Source organism: Mesorhizobium sp. M0030, from assembly GCF_040323695.1.
Taxonomy (GTDB): domain Bacteria; phylum Pseudomonadota; class Alphaproteobacteria; order Rhizobiales; family Rhizobiaceae; genus Mesorhizobium.
In genome coordinates, this window is sequence record NZ_JAMYVE010000007.1 from 168,118 (window position 1) to 180,666 (window position 12,549).

Here is a 12,549-nt window from a genome sequence, read left to right on the forward strand (position 1 = left end):
ACGGCCGTCAGTTCGCTGCCAGGAGAATTTTTTCCGGGCTCTCGACACGGGATCGGGCACGTCCGATCCAGACACGAAGCAGCGCCAGCAGGAGATCCAGATCGACGGGTTTGGCGATGTAGTCGGAAGCCCCGGCATCCAGACATTTTTGCCGATCCCCCTTCATCGCCTTTGCGGTGACGGAAATCAGCGGGATATGAGCAATCGCCGGTGTGCCGCGAATCCGCCGCATCGTCTCGTAGCCGTCCATCTCCGGCATCATGATATCGATCAATGCCACGTCGACATCGGGCGCCTGTTCAAGAAGCGCGATGCCATCACGGCCCCGCTCGGCATGCAGAACCTGTATGTCATAGGTCTCCAGAACACTCGTGAGCGAATAAATGTTACGAATGTCGTCGTCGACGATGAGAACTTTCGCCCCGGCGAGATCGGACTTGCCGTTGTGTTCAGTTCCTGCCCAGGCCTCTTGGCGACCTTCTCCCGGCAGCGTTGCCGAAATATGCAGCGCCAATTGAGCGAAGTTCTCCGCCCGCGGTGCTTCCGCCAAGGCCGGGTTCAATGCCAGTACCTGTTCAAGCGCGTCCGGGTGAGGTGTAAAGAACAGCAGCTGCGGCAAGGCTTCGCCGAATTGGCCGGTGATCTCGTCCAGCGCCTTTGCGTTGTCCTTGGCGGAGCGTCCAAAGCCGAGCACGACGGCATCATAGAAGGCGAGGCCAACGTCTTCTGCATTTGCCGCAACACGACCGATCGCGGTGACCGACGTTACGCCGTCGCGGATTGCCTCGACCAGAGCCAGACGCCGCTCCGGGTCAGGGTCCACGACCAGAACGCGGCGCTGAACGCGGAGCTTCTTCGAGTGGATATCCTGAAACACCTTCATCAGCTCGTCCGAGGAAACGGGCTTGGTGGAAATGCTGGACGCCCCCTTGCGTGCGAGACTGTCGATGTCTTCGGCACCCGAGATGACATGGATAGGAATTCCCCTCGTCTTCTGGTCATGCCGCAGCAGATCGAAAAGCACCCAGCCATCGATATCCGAAAGTCCGAGATCAAGTGTGATTGCGTCGGGAACGAGCTTGCGGGCCAATGCCAGCGTGCCGGAACCTGCAGTCGACAGAACGCCTTTCAGCCCGGCCGACCGGGCGAGGCCAAGCAGCAACCCGCCAAAGGTCGGATCGTCTTCGACGATCAACACGATCCGATCGGTGGGTAGGATTGAATCGCGGTCGTCGATCAGCTCTGCCGAGGGCGGACTGCTGAGCAGAGCTGTCGCAGCAACCGCCTCCGCCGCCGGAGCCAAGGTCGACTGTACTGTCGTCACGCGGGGGCCGTCGAACGGGATGATGAGGGTAAATGTCGACCCCTTGCCCGGCGTGCTTTCGACCCGCAATTCGCCGCCAAGCAAGCGAGCGATCTCGCGGCTGATCGAGAGCCCAAGGCCGGTGCCGCCATACTTGCGGCTGGTGGTGCCGTCGGCCTGCTGGAAGGCCTCGAAAATCAGCTTCTGTTTGTCTTCTGGAATGCCAATGCCGGTGTCGGTGACGGCGATCGCGAGAGCCTTCACCGGCTGCGTCGCGCCATTGCGGCGGCCGGCCTTTTCAACCCGGAAGTTCAGGCTGACCTCGCCTTCCGAGGTGAATTTGAATGCGTTGGAAAGCAGGTTGAGGACAATCTGCTGCAAGCGTTTCTCATCTGTGCGGACCGTGTCGGGAAGCGCCGGATCGACCTTGATGGTGAAGCCAAGTCCCTTGTCGGCTGCCAGCTGACGAAAAGTTCGTTCCATATGCTGGCGAAGATGCGTCACCGGCATATCGTTGATGTCGATGGAAACAGTGCCCGACTCGATCTTCGACAGATCGAGGATATCGTTGATGAGGCTGAGAAGATCGGTTCCTGCCGAATTGATGGTGCGGGCGAACTCTACCTGTTTTTCGTTGAGGTTGCCGTGCTGATTGGTCGCCAGCAGGTTTGACAAAATGAGCAGCGAATTGAGCGGCGTGCGCAGTTCGTGGCTCATATTGGCCAGGAATTCGGATTTGTATTTCGACGTGAGCGCCAGTTGCTCGGCTTTTTCCTCCAGCGCGCGTCGCGCCATCTCGATTTCGAGATTCTTGTTTTCGACCTGCTTCTTTTCGTTCTCGAGCAGCTGCGCCTTTTCCTGCAGCTCCTCGTTCGTCGCATGCAGCTCTTCCTGCTTTTTTGTCAGCTCGGTTTGACGCGCTTGCAATTCCGACGTCAGCAGTTGCGACTGCTTGAGCAGGCCCTCCGTGCGCATCGTCGCAGCGATTGTGTTGAGAACGATGCCGACGGATTCCATGAGCTGGTTGAGGAACGACTGGTGTGTGTCACGAAACTCGCCGAACGAGGCGAGCTCGATGACGGCTTTGACTTCATCCTCGAACAGAGCAGGCAGGATGATGACATTGGCTGGCGAGGCGCTGCCAAGACCAGATGTGACCCGAAGGAATTCTGGCGGCACATTGTCCAGCATGATGGCGCGCTTGTCGGCGGCACTTTGCCCAACCAGGCCCTCTCGCAGATCAAGCCGCTGCTTGATGGCAGCCTTGCTCTCGGCGCCATAGGAAGCCGCCAGCTCAAGATAGGATTCCTCCTCGTCGCGATTGGTGACGTAGAACACCCCATACTGGGCGTTCACCAGAGGAGCGAGTTCGGACATGATGAGCCGCGAGACGGTGGCAAGGTCGCGCTCGCCTTGCAGCATGCGCGAAAACCGGGCGAGATTGGTCTTCAACCAGTCCTGCTCGGCATTCTTCAGCGTCTGATCCTTCAGATTGCGGATCATCTCGTTGATGTTGTCTTTCAGCGCGGCGACCTCGCCGGAGGCTTCGACGCTGATCGAACGGGTAAGATCGCCCTTGGTCACCGCCGTCGAAACCTCGGCGATGGCACGCACCTGGGTGGTCAGATTGGCAGCGAGTTGATTGACATTGTCGGTGAGGTCGCGCCAGAGGCCGGCGGCACCTGGCACACGCGCCTGACCGCCGAGCTTGCCCTCGATGCCCACCTCACGGGCGACGTTGGTCACCTGGTCGGCAAAGGTGGCAAGCGTCTCGATCATTCCGTTGATGGTGTCGGCCAGCAGGGCGATCTCTCCCTTCGCGTCGACCGTCAGTTTGCGCCTGAGATTGCCTTGCGCGACCGCCGTCACGACATCGGCGATGCCGCGCACCTGATTGGTCAAGTTTGTCGCCATCAGGTTGACGTTGTCGGTCAGGTCCTTCCAGGTACCGGCAACACCTTCGACGCGCGCCTGGCCACCAAGCTTGCCCTCGGTGCCAACCTCACGCGCGACTCGGGTGACCTCGCCGGCGAAGGAGTTCAACTGGTCCACCATGGTGTTGATGGTCGACTTGAGCTCCAGGATTTCGCCCTTCACATCGACGGTGATCTTCTTCGACAGGTCGCCGCGCGCCACGGCGGTCGTGACTTCGGCGATGTTGCGCACCTGGCCGGTCAGATTCTCGGCCATCGAGTTCACATTGTCTGTGAGATCCTTCCACGTGCCGGCAACGCCGCGCACCTGCGCCTGGCCTCCCAACTTGCCTTCCGTGCCGACCTCGCGTGCCACGCGCGTGACTTCCGAAGCGAAGGAATTAAGCTGGTCCACCATTGTGTTGATGGTGTCCTTCAGCTCCAGGATCTCGCCGCGGACATCGACGGTGATCTTCTTCGAAAGGTCCCCGAGCGCCACGGCGGTGGTTACCTCGGCGATGTTGCGCACCTGGCCGGTCAGGTTGGCCGCCATGGCGTTGACGTTTTCGGTCAGATCCTTCCACGTGCCGCCGATGCCGCGCACCTGGGCCTGGCCGCCGAGCTTGCCATCGGAGCCGACCTCGCGCGCCACACGTGTCACTTCCGAAGCGAAGGAATTGAGCTGGTCGACCATCGTGTTGATGACGTCCTTGATCTGCAAGATCTCGCCCAGCGCGTCGACGGTGATCTTCTGGGTCAAGTCGCCGGTCGCAATGGCCGTTGCCACCTTGGACACGTCGCGCAATTGCACCGTCAAATTGCCGGCCATGGCGTTGACGTTGTCGGTCAGATCCTTCCAGGTGCCACCGACGCCTTCGACATGCGCCTGGCCACCAAGCTTCCCTTCCGATCCCACTTCGCGGGCCACACGCGTGACCTCAGAGGCGAAGGAGTTCAGTTGGTCGACCATCGTGTTGACGGTGTCCTTGAGCTCCAGGATCTCGCCTTTGACATCGACGGTGATCTTCTTCGACAGGTCGCCGCGCGCCACGGCGGTGGTGACTTCTGCGATGTTTCGAACCTGGCCAGTCAGGTTGGCGGCCATGAGATTAACGTTGTCGGTCAAATCCTTCCATGTGCCGCCGACGCCCCTCACCTCTGCCTGGCCGCCCAGCTTGCCTTCGGTGCCGACCTCGCGTGCCACGCGCGTCACTTCCGAGGCAAAGGAGTTCAGTTGGTCGACCATCGTGTTGATGGTGTCCTTGAGTTCCAGGATTTCGCCTTGCACGGCGACCGTGATCTTCTTCGACAGATCGCCCGACGCGACCGCCGTCGTCACCTCGGCGATATTGCGCACCTGACCGGTCAGGTTCTCGGCCATCGAGTTGACGTTGTCGGTGAGGTCCTTCCAGGTGCCGGCGACGCCGCGCACCTGCGCCTGGCCGCCAAGCTTGCCTTCGGTGCCAACCTCGCGTGCCACGCGCGTGACCTCGCCCGCGAATGAATTCAGCTGGTCCACCATTGTGTTTATCGTGGATTTCAGCTCGAGAATCTCGCCCTTCACGTCGACCGTAATCTTCTTCGACAGGTCGCCCAAAGCCACCGCAGTCGTCACTTCGGCGATGTTGCGCACCTGCCCAGTCAGGTTCTCGGCCATGGAATTCACATTGTCGGTCAGATCCTTCCACGTACCGCCAACACCCTCAACGCGCGCCTGGCCGCCAAGCTTGCCTTCAGTGCCGACCTCGCGCGCCACGCGCGTCACTTCCGAAGCGAAGGAATTGAGCTGGTCCACCATCGTGTTGATGGTGTTCTTCAGTTCTAGGATTTCGCCCTTGACATCGACTGTGATCTTCTTCGACAGGTCGCCCGACGCGACTGCGGTCGTAACCTCCGCGATGTTGCGCACTTGCCCGGTCAGGTTCGTGGCCATCGCGTTGACGTTGTCGGTCAGATCTTTCCACGTGCCGGCGACGCCCTTGACCCGGGCCTGGCCGCCGAGCTTGCCTTCCGTACCGACCTCGCGCGCCACGCGCGTCACCTCGGAGGCGAAGGAGGCCAACTGGCCGACCATGGTGTTGACGATCTTGCCGATGCGCAGGAATTCGCCGCGCAGCGGTCGGCCGTCAATTTCGACCATCATGGTCTGCGACAGGTCGCCCTTGGCGACGGCGCCGATAACGCGCGCAACCTCAGCCGTTGGCTGAACCATGTCTTCGATGAGATCATTGACTGAACGGACACTGGATTCCCAACTGCCGGTGGCATTGCGAACCCGGCCGCGCTCGCCTATCCGCCCTTCCTTGCCGACGACCCGGCTCAAGCGCTCGAACTCGCGCGTCACTTGGTCGTTGAGGTCAGCGATCTCATTGAAAGTCTCAGCTATCTCGGAATCGAGGCCTTCATAAACATTGTCGATGCGGACGGAGAAATCGCCGCGCCGGAAGGCTTTCAGAGAATTCAGAATGCTTCGACGGTCCAATTGCTTCTTGGATGCCTGCACGGTCACAGCGCCACTCCCAGCCCTATGGATTTATACGGATAAAGTTGCCCCCGCGGCCAATGGTGGATCGCGCCGCGAGACCCCAAACGCGGCATTTTCCATTTTGTTCCATCGTGCCGTGAAAATTCCAGGCCGACGATTGCGCCTTGGTTTGAACGCCGGATTTCATGATGCGGTTGCGATTTATCGGGCTTCAGCCGACCACGACACGTCATCGCCGTTTGCCATTGCCAGAAAGGCATGAATTGCGTTGCGCAACTCGGAAGGCGAGGCAGGCTTTGCGACCCATGTCCCTTGAAAATCGGATCGTGAAAACCCGAATTGGCGTAGCTTGCCGAATGGACGACAAAGGGGATGTTTCGGGCGTCAAGCAACGTAGCTATTCGTTCGAGCGCGATAAACGCCTCGTCTTCCAAAATCGCAACGGACCTATGGTGGTCCAATTATCGCAGGCCTTTGCTCTCCGAAGCGATCGGCAGCGCAGCACGCCGCCTGACCGGTTCCACCCGGTGGTCGAAGCTCACGGCAATTTTCTTGCCGGACATGGCATGGACCATAAGCCCGACCAATTCCTCGTCGTCGCAGCGACACTCAGGAAACCTTGCGCGGATTTCATCGACCGCAAACGCCGTCGAGATAATGTCGTCAGCGCGATAGCCAGAGATCACCGCGTAGACTGCGCTATAGGTTTCAAGGTCAATGACTTCGGTTTTCAGCACATCATCCTCCCTGCGGAAGGCCGACGGCAGAGGCGCCGGATGTCTCGCAAAGATTGCTAGATGCCGGCATCGAGTCTTCGGCGCTGTATCCTGTTCATTCTATGACGGTTGGCCGCGCTGTCGATAGCTCTGCAAGGCTTTGTACGCTTCCAGACACTGATTCACGCGAGCGACCAGATCAGGCAATCGTGCCGTTCATATACGTTTTCCGGTTCACTGTAGTGCCGTCCGCCAACTGAAACAGTCCACCCGACCAGAATGACGATTGTCGGCCCTTTCACTTGAAGCCCCCCAGATCAGCGAGTGAGTTGTGGCCAACACTCCAACACCTCCGCCATGCTGGCCGCCTCAATCTGCTCACTGAAGCGGGAATGGTAGACTTCCATCAGTGCGTCATGGGTCTGGTCGGCAGAGCTGCAGATGGCATCGGTGACGAGAATGACGCGGAAGCCACGATCGATGGCGCCAAGCACGGTCGCGAGAACGCAAACGTCGGTTTCGCCACCGGTGATCACGAGCGCACGCACGCCGGAGCCACTCAGCAGCGCGTCGAGCCGCCCCTCGGTCCAGGGCGAATAGACATGTTTGTCGACCACCGTCGCCGGCGGTACAAATCGTGCAAGTTGAGGCATCAGCTCAATCAGGAGCGGATCGATGTTGGAAAGGGTTACCTCCGCCCACCGACGATAGTAGTTTGCCCACATTCCCGGCGCCTCGCCCGGGCGGGCGGCAGGAATGAAGCGCGTGAACAGGGTACGGCTGGCATGTCTGGCGACCAGTTCTTCGATCGCCGGGACCACCTTTTCAGCCCACGGCACGGGCCAAGGTCCACCCGGCGCAAACAGGCGCTGCATGTCGACGCACAGATGCAGGCCATCGTCGCCTATTGGTCCGTGAATCAATCCTTGGGCGGCCACTGGTGGATTCCGTCGGGTTTGGGTTACTGGCCTGCCTGCCGCGCTGCATCGGCCTCAGCCACATCAACAGTGTAAAGCAATTCACCGTTTTCGTTGGATACCCTCACAAGCCAGCCGGACAGAGCGTCCGTGCCAGGCTGCAGGTCGGCGAGAAGATCGATTGCGCAGCGGATAGCTTCGGACCGGGCCGCCTCAAGGCTCGCCATCCTCGACGGCGGTATGCGTCGGCTGGTTTCGCCATCGCGATACTCAAAGACATATACGTCGCCGGCGCCGTCGCTTGCAGAGGTTATCTCGACCTGGTCGAAATTGCCGTTGCTGCTCGCGTCATATTCATTGGCTGCGAGATCAAAGGTCGCTGTCTGGACCAGGATTGCCTTTGCGCGGGCAAGCACGTCATCTTCAGCTTGTATCCCAACGTTTGCCATGTCCACCGTAACGCAGTCGCCGCCCTCGCCGCAAAATATCACCCGGCGAACCGACTGCCCGTCTGGCGCCCTGGCATTCACCACTTCGGTCCGAACGACTTGCATGACACTCTCCTGCCTGTGTCTGACAATGTTCATGGTGCGCTTTCGGTTCCTGCGGATGCAGGCGCCGGCCCGGCAACTTAACGGCCTGCGCCGCCGCCAAAGGCCATTCGGAACCCAAGGCCAACAATGAGAAGGCCGGCGATCCGCTGCTGCCAAAGCCGCACACGAGGGCGCTTCAGGATCCAGGCGCCTATGCTGCCGGAGGCCACGGCATAGGTCCCCAACACCAACACGCCCGTCATTTTCTGAGTTGCTCCCAGCAGCAACAGTTGAAGCGTCACGGAACTCCCATGCGGATCAACGAACTGAGGCAGGAACGCTACCATAAACGTGATGGGCCACGGATTGAACAGGTTGGCAATCATGCCTTCCCGTGCCGCGGCAACGGCCTTGATCGGGGTCGTATCCGGCCGGGCCTGTGTTTCCGGCTTCGTGAAGACCAGCCCTAGCCCGAGCCATACGAGATACGCCGCCCCAAGCCATTGCAGTGCTCCAAAAGCTAGTGGGGAGGTTCGCACGAGAGACGAAACACCGAACGCTATGAGAGGAAGCTGAACCATGCCGGCGCCGGCCGTCATCCCCAATACCGTGAACAGCGCAACCCTGCGTCCCTGCCCTATGCCGCGCGCCGTCACCAGCATGCTATCCGGCCCGGGCGGCATCTGCAGCAGGACGACCGTTCCCACGAATGCTATCCAATGGGCGGGATCGATGACTTGTTCCTCTCAACAATGATGCTCTTGTTGGACTTGGAGCGGCGATATAGCCGGTCAACGCGAAGCTGCGGCGCCGAGGCCGTTGCGCAGAAGTAGCTCATGTCTGGTTCAGAATTAACTGCAGAGCCGCGACCGCCTTGCTCCACGATCATCTCGGCAATGTACTCCTTGAGGTCCCCGACTTCGTCCTGAATGTCCTCGGGGGCGATGCCTTCCTCGTCTGCATCCGCGATGCATTGGCTTGCGAGTTCCTCTGCGGCATCGACGCCCTTCCGCATGAGAGCAGGCTTTTCGATCACATGCTCCTCAATCCATACTCCGACGAAATGGACTGTACGATTTACGATGAGGTCAGCGTCTTCCGAGAGCTGCGCCTCGGTTTTCAAATCGTCCCTCGTGGACACTTTCATGGAAATCACCTCGGCAAATGGGCTCACTTCCAACGCCGACAGGTTGCCAAAAGATGCACCGTGCCGATGAAAATCGCTGTCGAGACCGACAGGATTTCCCCCACCGGACATTCACGGTGCACCGAGCCCCCGCCGCAGGAACAATTCGAACGGAAACGCGTTGCCCTAGCTGGAAACGGGATAAGCGCAAAATGGCCGCGCCACGTGCTGCCTGGAAGGGCTTCTTGAAGGTTGGTTCGGTTACTTGCGGCGTGAAGATTGTCGGCGCAACCAGCGAAGCATCCAAGATCCATTTCAAGATTTTGAACCGCAAGGACGGTCTGCCGGTCAGGAGCGTCTACGCCGACGAGGAGACCGGAAAGCTGGTGGATGCAGCGGATCAGGTGAAGGGTTTCGAGATCGAAAAGGACGAATTTCTCCAGATCGAACCTGACGACATAAAGGCGTTGAAGCTGACGTCGAAGCACACGCTCGAAGTCGGCGAATTCGTATCGATTGACGATATCGATACGCGCTATCTCGAGAAGCCCTACTATCTGATCCCGGCCGACGGCGCCGCAATCGAAGCATACGGAGTGATCCGCGATGCCATGAAGAACAAGGGCGTGGCCGCTCGATCCTGCGTGGTGCTCTACCAGCGCGGCCGCGAAGTGCTGATTCAGCCCTATGGCAAGGGGATGGTGATGACCGAGCTTCGCAACCACAACGAAATGGTTTCGGAAAGCACTGTGTTCGATGGATTGGCCAAGCAGAAATACGACCCCGATCTGCTCGAAATCGCCGGCATGCTTATTGACAAAAAAGTGACGACCTTCGATCCCTCGAAATTTGAAGACACCTATGAAGACGCGCTGATCGCCATGATCGATGCAAAGCGCAAAGGCAAGAAGCTGCCGAAGCCCGCACCAAGGCCACAGGAGAATGTCATCAACCTCGCTGAGGTGCTGAAGAAGAGCCTCAAACAGGAAGGGCTGGCGAGATCCACAAAGAGAGCCTCACCGAAACGCAAGACAGCATAGTTGATAACTGCCCAGCCAGAAGGTCCGCACAGCAGCCCCAGCCGCCCTAAATCGCTCGGAACAATTCTCGCGGTGCCCGTTGGCCACCAAGGACGATTCCTTATGGCCGAGATCAAGAACGTCGACAGGGCAGTCCTCAAAGAGCCAGAGGCAGCGGATGCCAACATTGCGCTCAAAGGAGCCGGAACGCAGGACTCTGATCGAGCGCCGACAAGCCCCAGGACCGCTGGCCATCGGTAAAATACATGGGGTGTGAAAAGACCCTTTCGCCTCCAGACGCGGCGACGCGCGACCTGGCGGGCCGAACCCCACGCCCAAGCGAAACCCGGAGAATAGATGTGCCCCCCAAACCAGAGCCAACCGAAGAGCCGCCAGTGGATGCGCCGACGTGGACGCCGGACATACGCGAGCCTGAGCCGGATCTTCTTCCCGACGAAGTGCCAGTTCCTAATCCGGACGAGAACCGTGATCCGCCAAAGCGAGGCGTGGTGACAGACTGAACAACGGGTTTGGTCCGGCATCCTCCTGCAAAGGCGTTTATCTCGCCGCCGGGTTCAAGATCGCCAGTGAAATGCGACTGGATTTGGCTGCGCCGAATGCTTGACGGATTTGGTCTCCATAGTGTGGACCTGCCGACGCTTCGCCAAGCCTCATTTTCCAAGTATCTGTTCGAACGTGCATTGCTTCGGGCTTTTGTCAGGACGCCATCGCAGAAATTTGGTGCCATGACGGAAACGATCCCCGGTGACATGATCGAACCGCACCTCCGCCACCAGTTCGGGCCGCAATGGCTCCCATTGTCCGCTTCTTTCCGTGCTCCACCGACTGGGACCGCCCGGCGCTTTTCCCGTGAAGCCAGGAGCCGATCGCAAAGCTTCAAGTTGTCGCGTAAGCTTGGCCCTGTCCTCCCGGGCGATCGTCGAAGTGAACCCGACATGGTCGAGTTGCCCCTGGTCATTGTACAGGCCAAGCAACAGGGAGCCGACTTCACGCGAATTCGCCAGGTAGCGGAACCCTCCGACGACACAATCGGCCGTGCGCAGGCGCTTGACTTTGACCATGGCGCGCTCGCCGGGTCGATATTCGTCATCGAAAAGCTTGGCAACGACCCCGTCGGTCGAACCTTGTCCGGATTGGCCAAGCCATCTGCCTGCCGCCGCCAAATCACGCGTTGCCCGAGACAGTTCGAGATCCTTTCGCCCGGCCGACTTTACGAACAGTTCGAGTGCAGCGCGCCGAATCGAGAGCGGCTGCTGCATCAAGGCGCCCTCGGAGGTCGCCAACATGTCAAAGAGGATCAGCTTTGCCGGCGTCGCGACCGACAGTTTCCGGATCCTGCTTTCCGCCGGATGCAGCCGCATCTGCAAGGCGTCGAAAGAAAGAGCGCCTGCAATTTCGATGACGATCTCACCATCGGCCACGAACTCTTTCGTTTTCAGTTCATGCAACATCGCGACGACTTCCGGGAAATACCGCCCTAACGGCTTGCCGGATTTTGCACGCAACTCCACGGCCGCGCCGGCTTTAAAGGCCAGGCAGCGGAACCCGTCCCATTTGGGTTCGTATTGCCATCGGCCAGCATCGGCCGGCAACGTGTCGGCAGCCTTTGCTTCCATCGGCGCCGTGCTCAACGCCACGCCGAAAGACGATTTTACACTCGTCGGCAGATCGCGAGAGATGGCAGATTCGCCCGTCATGAAAGTTCCGTGGACAACGATGGAGATCGACTCAACGCAGCACTGGTGCCGGTTTTGGAAAAATCATGCTCCAACAGGGTTAGGTCATGATGAGATTTCAACCAATCTCATCATGACCTGGGACGGTCTACTCGGCAGCCTGCATGTTGATCTTGCTTTCCGCCATTTCGGTGAGCTTGCGATCGGTCGCCTGCTCTTCCTTCAGGTTCTTGGCCAATACGTTGGCGCAGTCACTGCGGCCAAGCTGCTTGGCCCAGGCGATGAGCGTGCCATATCTGGTCATCTCATAGTGTTCGACCGCCTGCGCCGACGCTATCAGCGCCGCGTCTAGAACCTCCTTGTCGTCGACGTCGCCGCTCACATCGTCGGCTTCCTCCAGAATGCCGTCTATCGCCGGGCAGTTGACCTCCTTGGCCTTGACGCCATGCAATTCGAACACCTGTTCGACGCGCTCGATATGGCCTTTGGTCTGCTCGAGGTGTTTTTCGAATCCGGCCTTCAATTGCGGATCGGTTGCCTTGCCGATCATCTTCGGCAGCGCTTTCTCGATCTGCTTTTCGGCGTAATAGATGTCGCGCAGCGTGTGCACGAAGAGATCGTCGAGTGTCTTGATGTCCTTCGAAAAGAAGCCCATGGCCTTACCTTTCATTGTGCAGAAGTTCGGGTTCGGCGGCGGCTTGCCCGCCACCCGCGGAGGCCGGGAACTCGTCCCGGCTTGCTGGTCAACGCACCGGTGCTGGAGGAGTTCCTGATTCCGAGCCGGGCCGTTACTCCTTTTCGAAACGCTGCGATCAATCTCCGGAGGAGCTTTGACCCGAT

10 protein-coding genes are annotated in these 12,549 nt (G+C 59.5%); 1 reads left to right on the plus strand and 9 read right to left on the minus strand.

What is annotated here, in order from left to right:
• Positions 1 to 7 precede the first annotated feature (7 nt).
• The 7 genes from NKJ80_RS16375 to NKJ80_RS16405 form a co-directional block, all read right to left on the minus strand.
• Positions 8 to 5,719, minus strand: coding sequence for a HAMP domain-containing protein (locus NKJ80_RS16375; RefSeq protein WP_031195793.1), 5,712 nt, complete (start codon positions 5,717 to 5,719; stop codon positions 8 to 10).
• 2 nt (positions 5,720 to 5,721) lie between these two features.
• Positions 5,722 to 6,162, minus strand: a complete 441-nt coding sequence (locus NKJ80_RS16380; protein ID WP_352497943.1) for a hypothetical protein — start codon at positions 6,160 to 6,162, stop codon at positions 5,722 to 5,724.
• The gene (locus NKJ80_RS16385) at positions 6,163 to 6,438 is read right to left on the minus strand and encodes a hypothetical protein (RefSeq protein ID WP_023725485.1); all 276 of its coding nucleotides are present in this window, start codon (positions 6,436 to 6,438) and stop codon (positions 6,163 to 6,165) included.
• 296 nt (positions 6,439 to 6,734) lie between these two features.
• Positions 6,735 to 7,355, minus strand: a complete 621-nt coding sequence (locus tag NKJ80_RS16390) for a cysteine hydrolase family protein (protein ID WP_352497944.1) — start codon at positions 7,353 to 7,355, stop codon at positions 6,735 to 6,737.
• 23 nt (positions 7,356 to 7,378) lie between these two features.
• Positions 7,379 to 7,921, minus strand: coding sequence for a DUF6894 family protein (locus NKJ80_RS16395; protein WP_023700055.1), 543 nt, complete (start codon positions 7,919 to 7,921; stop codon positions 7,379 to 7,381).
• Between the two features lie 44 nt (positions 7,922 to 7,965).
• Complete coding sequence (locus tag NKJ80_RS16400) at positions 7,966 to 8,574, minus strand: LysE family translocator (RefSeq protein WP_352497945.1); 609 nt, start codon at positions 8,572 to 8,574, stop codon at positions 7,966 to 7,968.
• 5 nt (positions 8,575 to 8,579) lie between these two features.
• Positions 8,580 to 9,014: a hypothetical protein gene (locus NKJ80_RS16405; protein WP_352497946.1), complete on the minus strand. Its 435-nt coding sequence runs from the start codon at positions 9,012 to 9,014 to the stop codon at positions 8,580 to 8,582.
• A gap of 53 nt (positions 9,015 to 9,067) precedes the next feature.
• Here NKJ80_RS16405 and ku point away from each other — a divergent pair, with 53 nt between their 5' ends.
• The gene (gene ku, locus NKJ80_RS16410; RefSeq protein ID WP_502902205.1) at positions 9,068 to 10,033 is read left to right on the plus strand and encodes a non-homologous end joining protein Ku; all 966 of its coding nucleotides are present in this window, start codon (positions 9,068 to 9,070) and stop codon (positions 10,031 to 10,033) included.
• A gap of 650 nt (positions 10,034 to 10,683) precedes the next feature.
• On the opposite strand, the gene NKJ80_RS16415 is transcribed toward ku, so the two are convergent.
• Together NKJ80_RS16415 and NKJ80_RS16420 are read right to left on the minus strand one after the other, a co-directional pair.
• On the minus strand, positions 10,684 to 11,730 hold the full coding sequence (locus tag NKJ80_RS16415) for an ATP-dependent DNA ligase (RefSeq protein WP_352497947.1): 1,047 nt from the start codon (positions 11,728 to 11,730) through the stop codon (positions 10,684 to 10,686).
• A 127-nt stretch (positions 11,731 to 11,857) separates the two neighbouring features.
• The gene (locus NKJ80_RS16420) at positions 11,858 to 12,364 is read right to left on the minus strand and encodes a YciE/YciF ferroxidase family protein (RefSeq protein ID WP_023668075.1); all 507 of its coding nucleotides are present in this window, start codon (positions 12,362 to 12,364) and stop codon (positions 11,858 to 11,860) included.
• Between the last annotated feature and the right edge of the window lie 185 nt (positions 12,365 to 12,549).

Coding starts and splice junctions, on each gene's coding strand:
- NKJ80_RS16395 (WP_023700055.1), bottom strand. CDS start 7,921: ATGAACATTGTCAGACACAGGCAGGAGAGTGTCATGCAAGTCGTTCGG.
- NKJ80_RS16405 (WP_352497946.1), bottom strand. CDS start 9,014: ATGAAAGTGTCCACGAGGGACGATTTGAAAACCGAGGCGCAGCTCTCG.
- NKJ80_RS16420 (WP_023668075.1), bottom strand. CDS start 12,364: ATGGGCTTCTTTTCGAAGGACATCAAGACACTCGACGATCTCTTCGTG.
- ku (WP_502902205.1), top strand. CDS start 9,068: ATGCACCGTGCCGATGAAAATCGCTGTCGAGACCGACAGGATTTCCCC.
- NKJ80_RS16415 (WP_352497947.1), bottom strand. CDS start 11,730: ATGACGGGCGAATCTGCCATCTCTCGCGATCTGCCGACGAGTGTAAAA.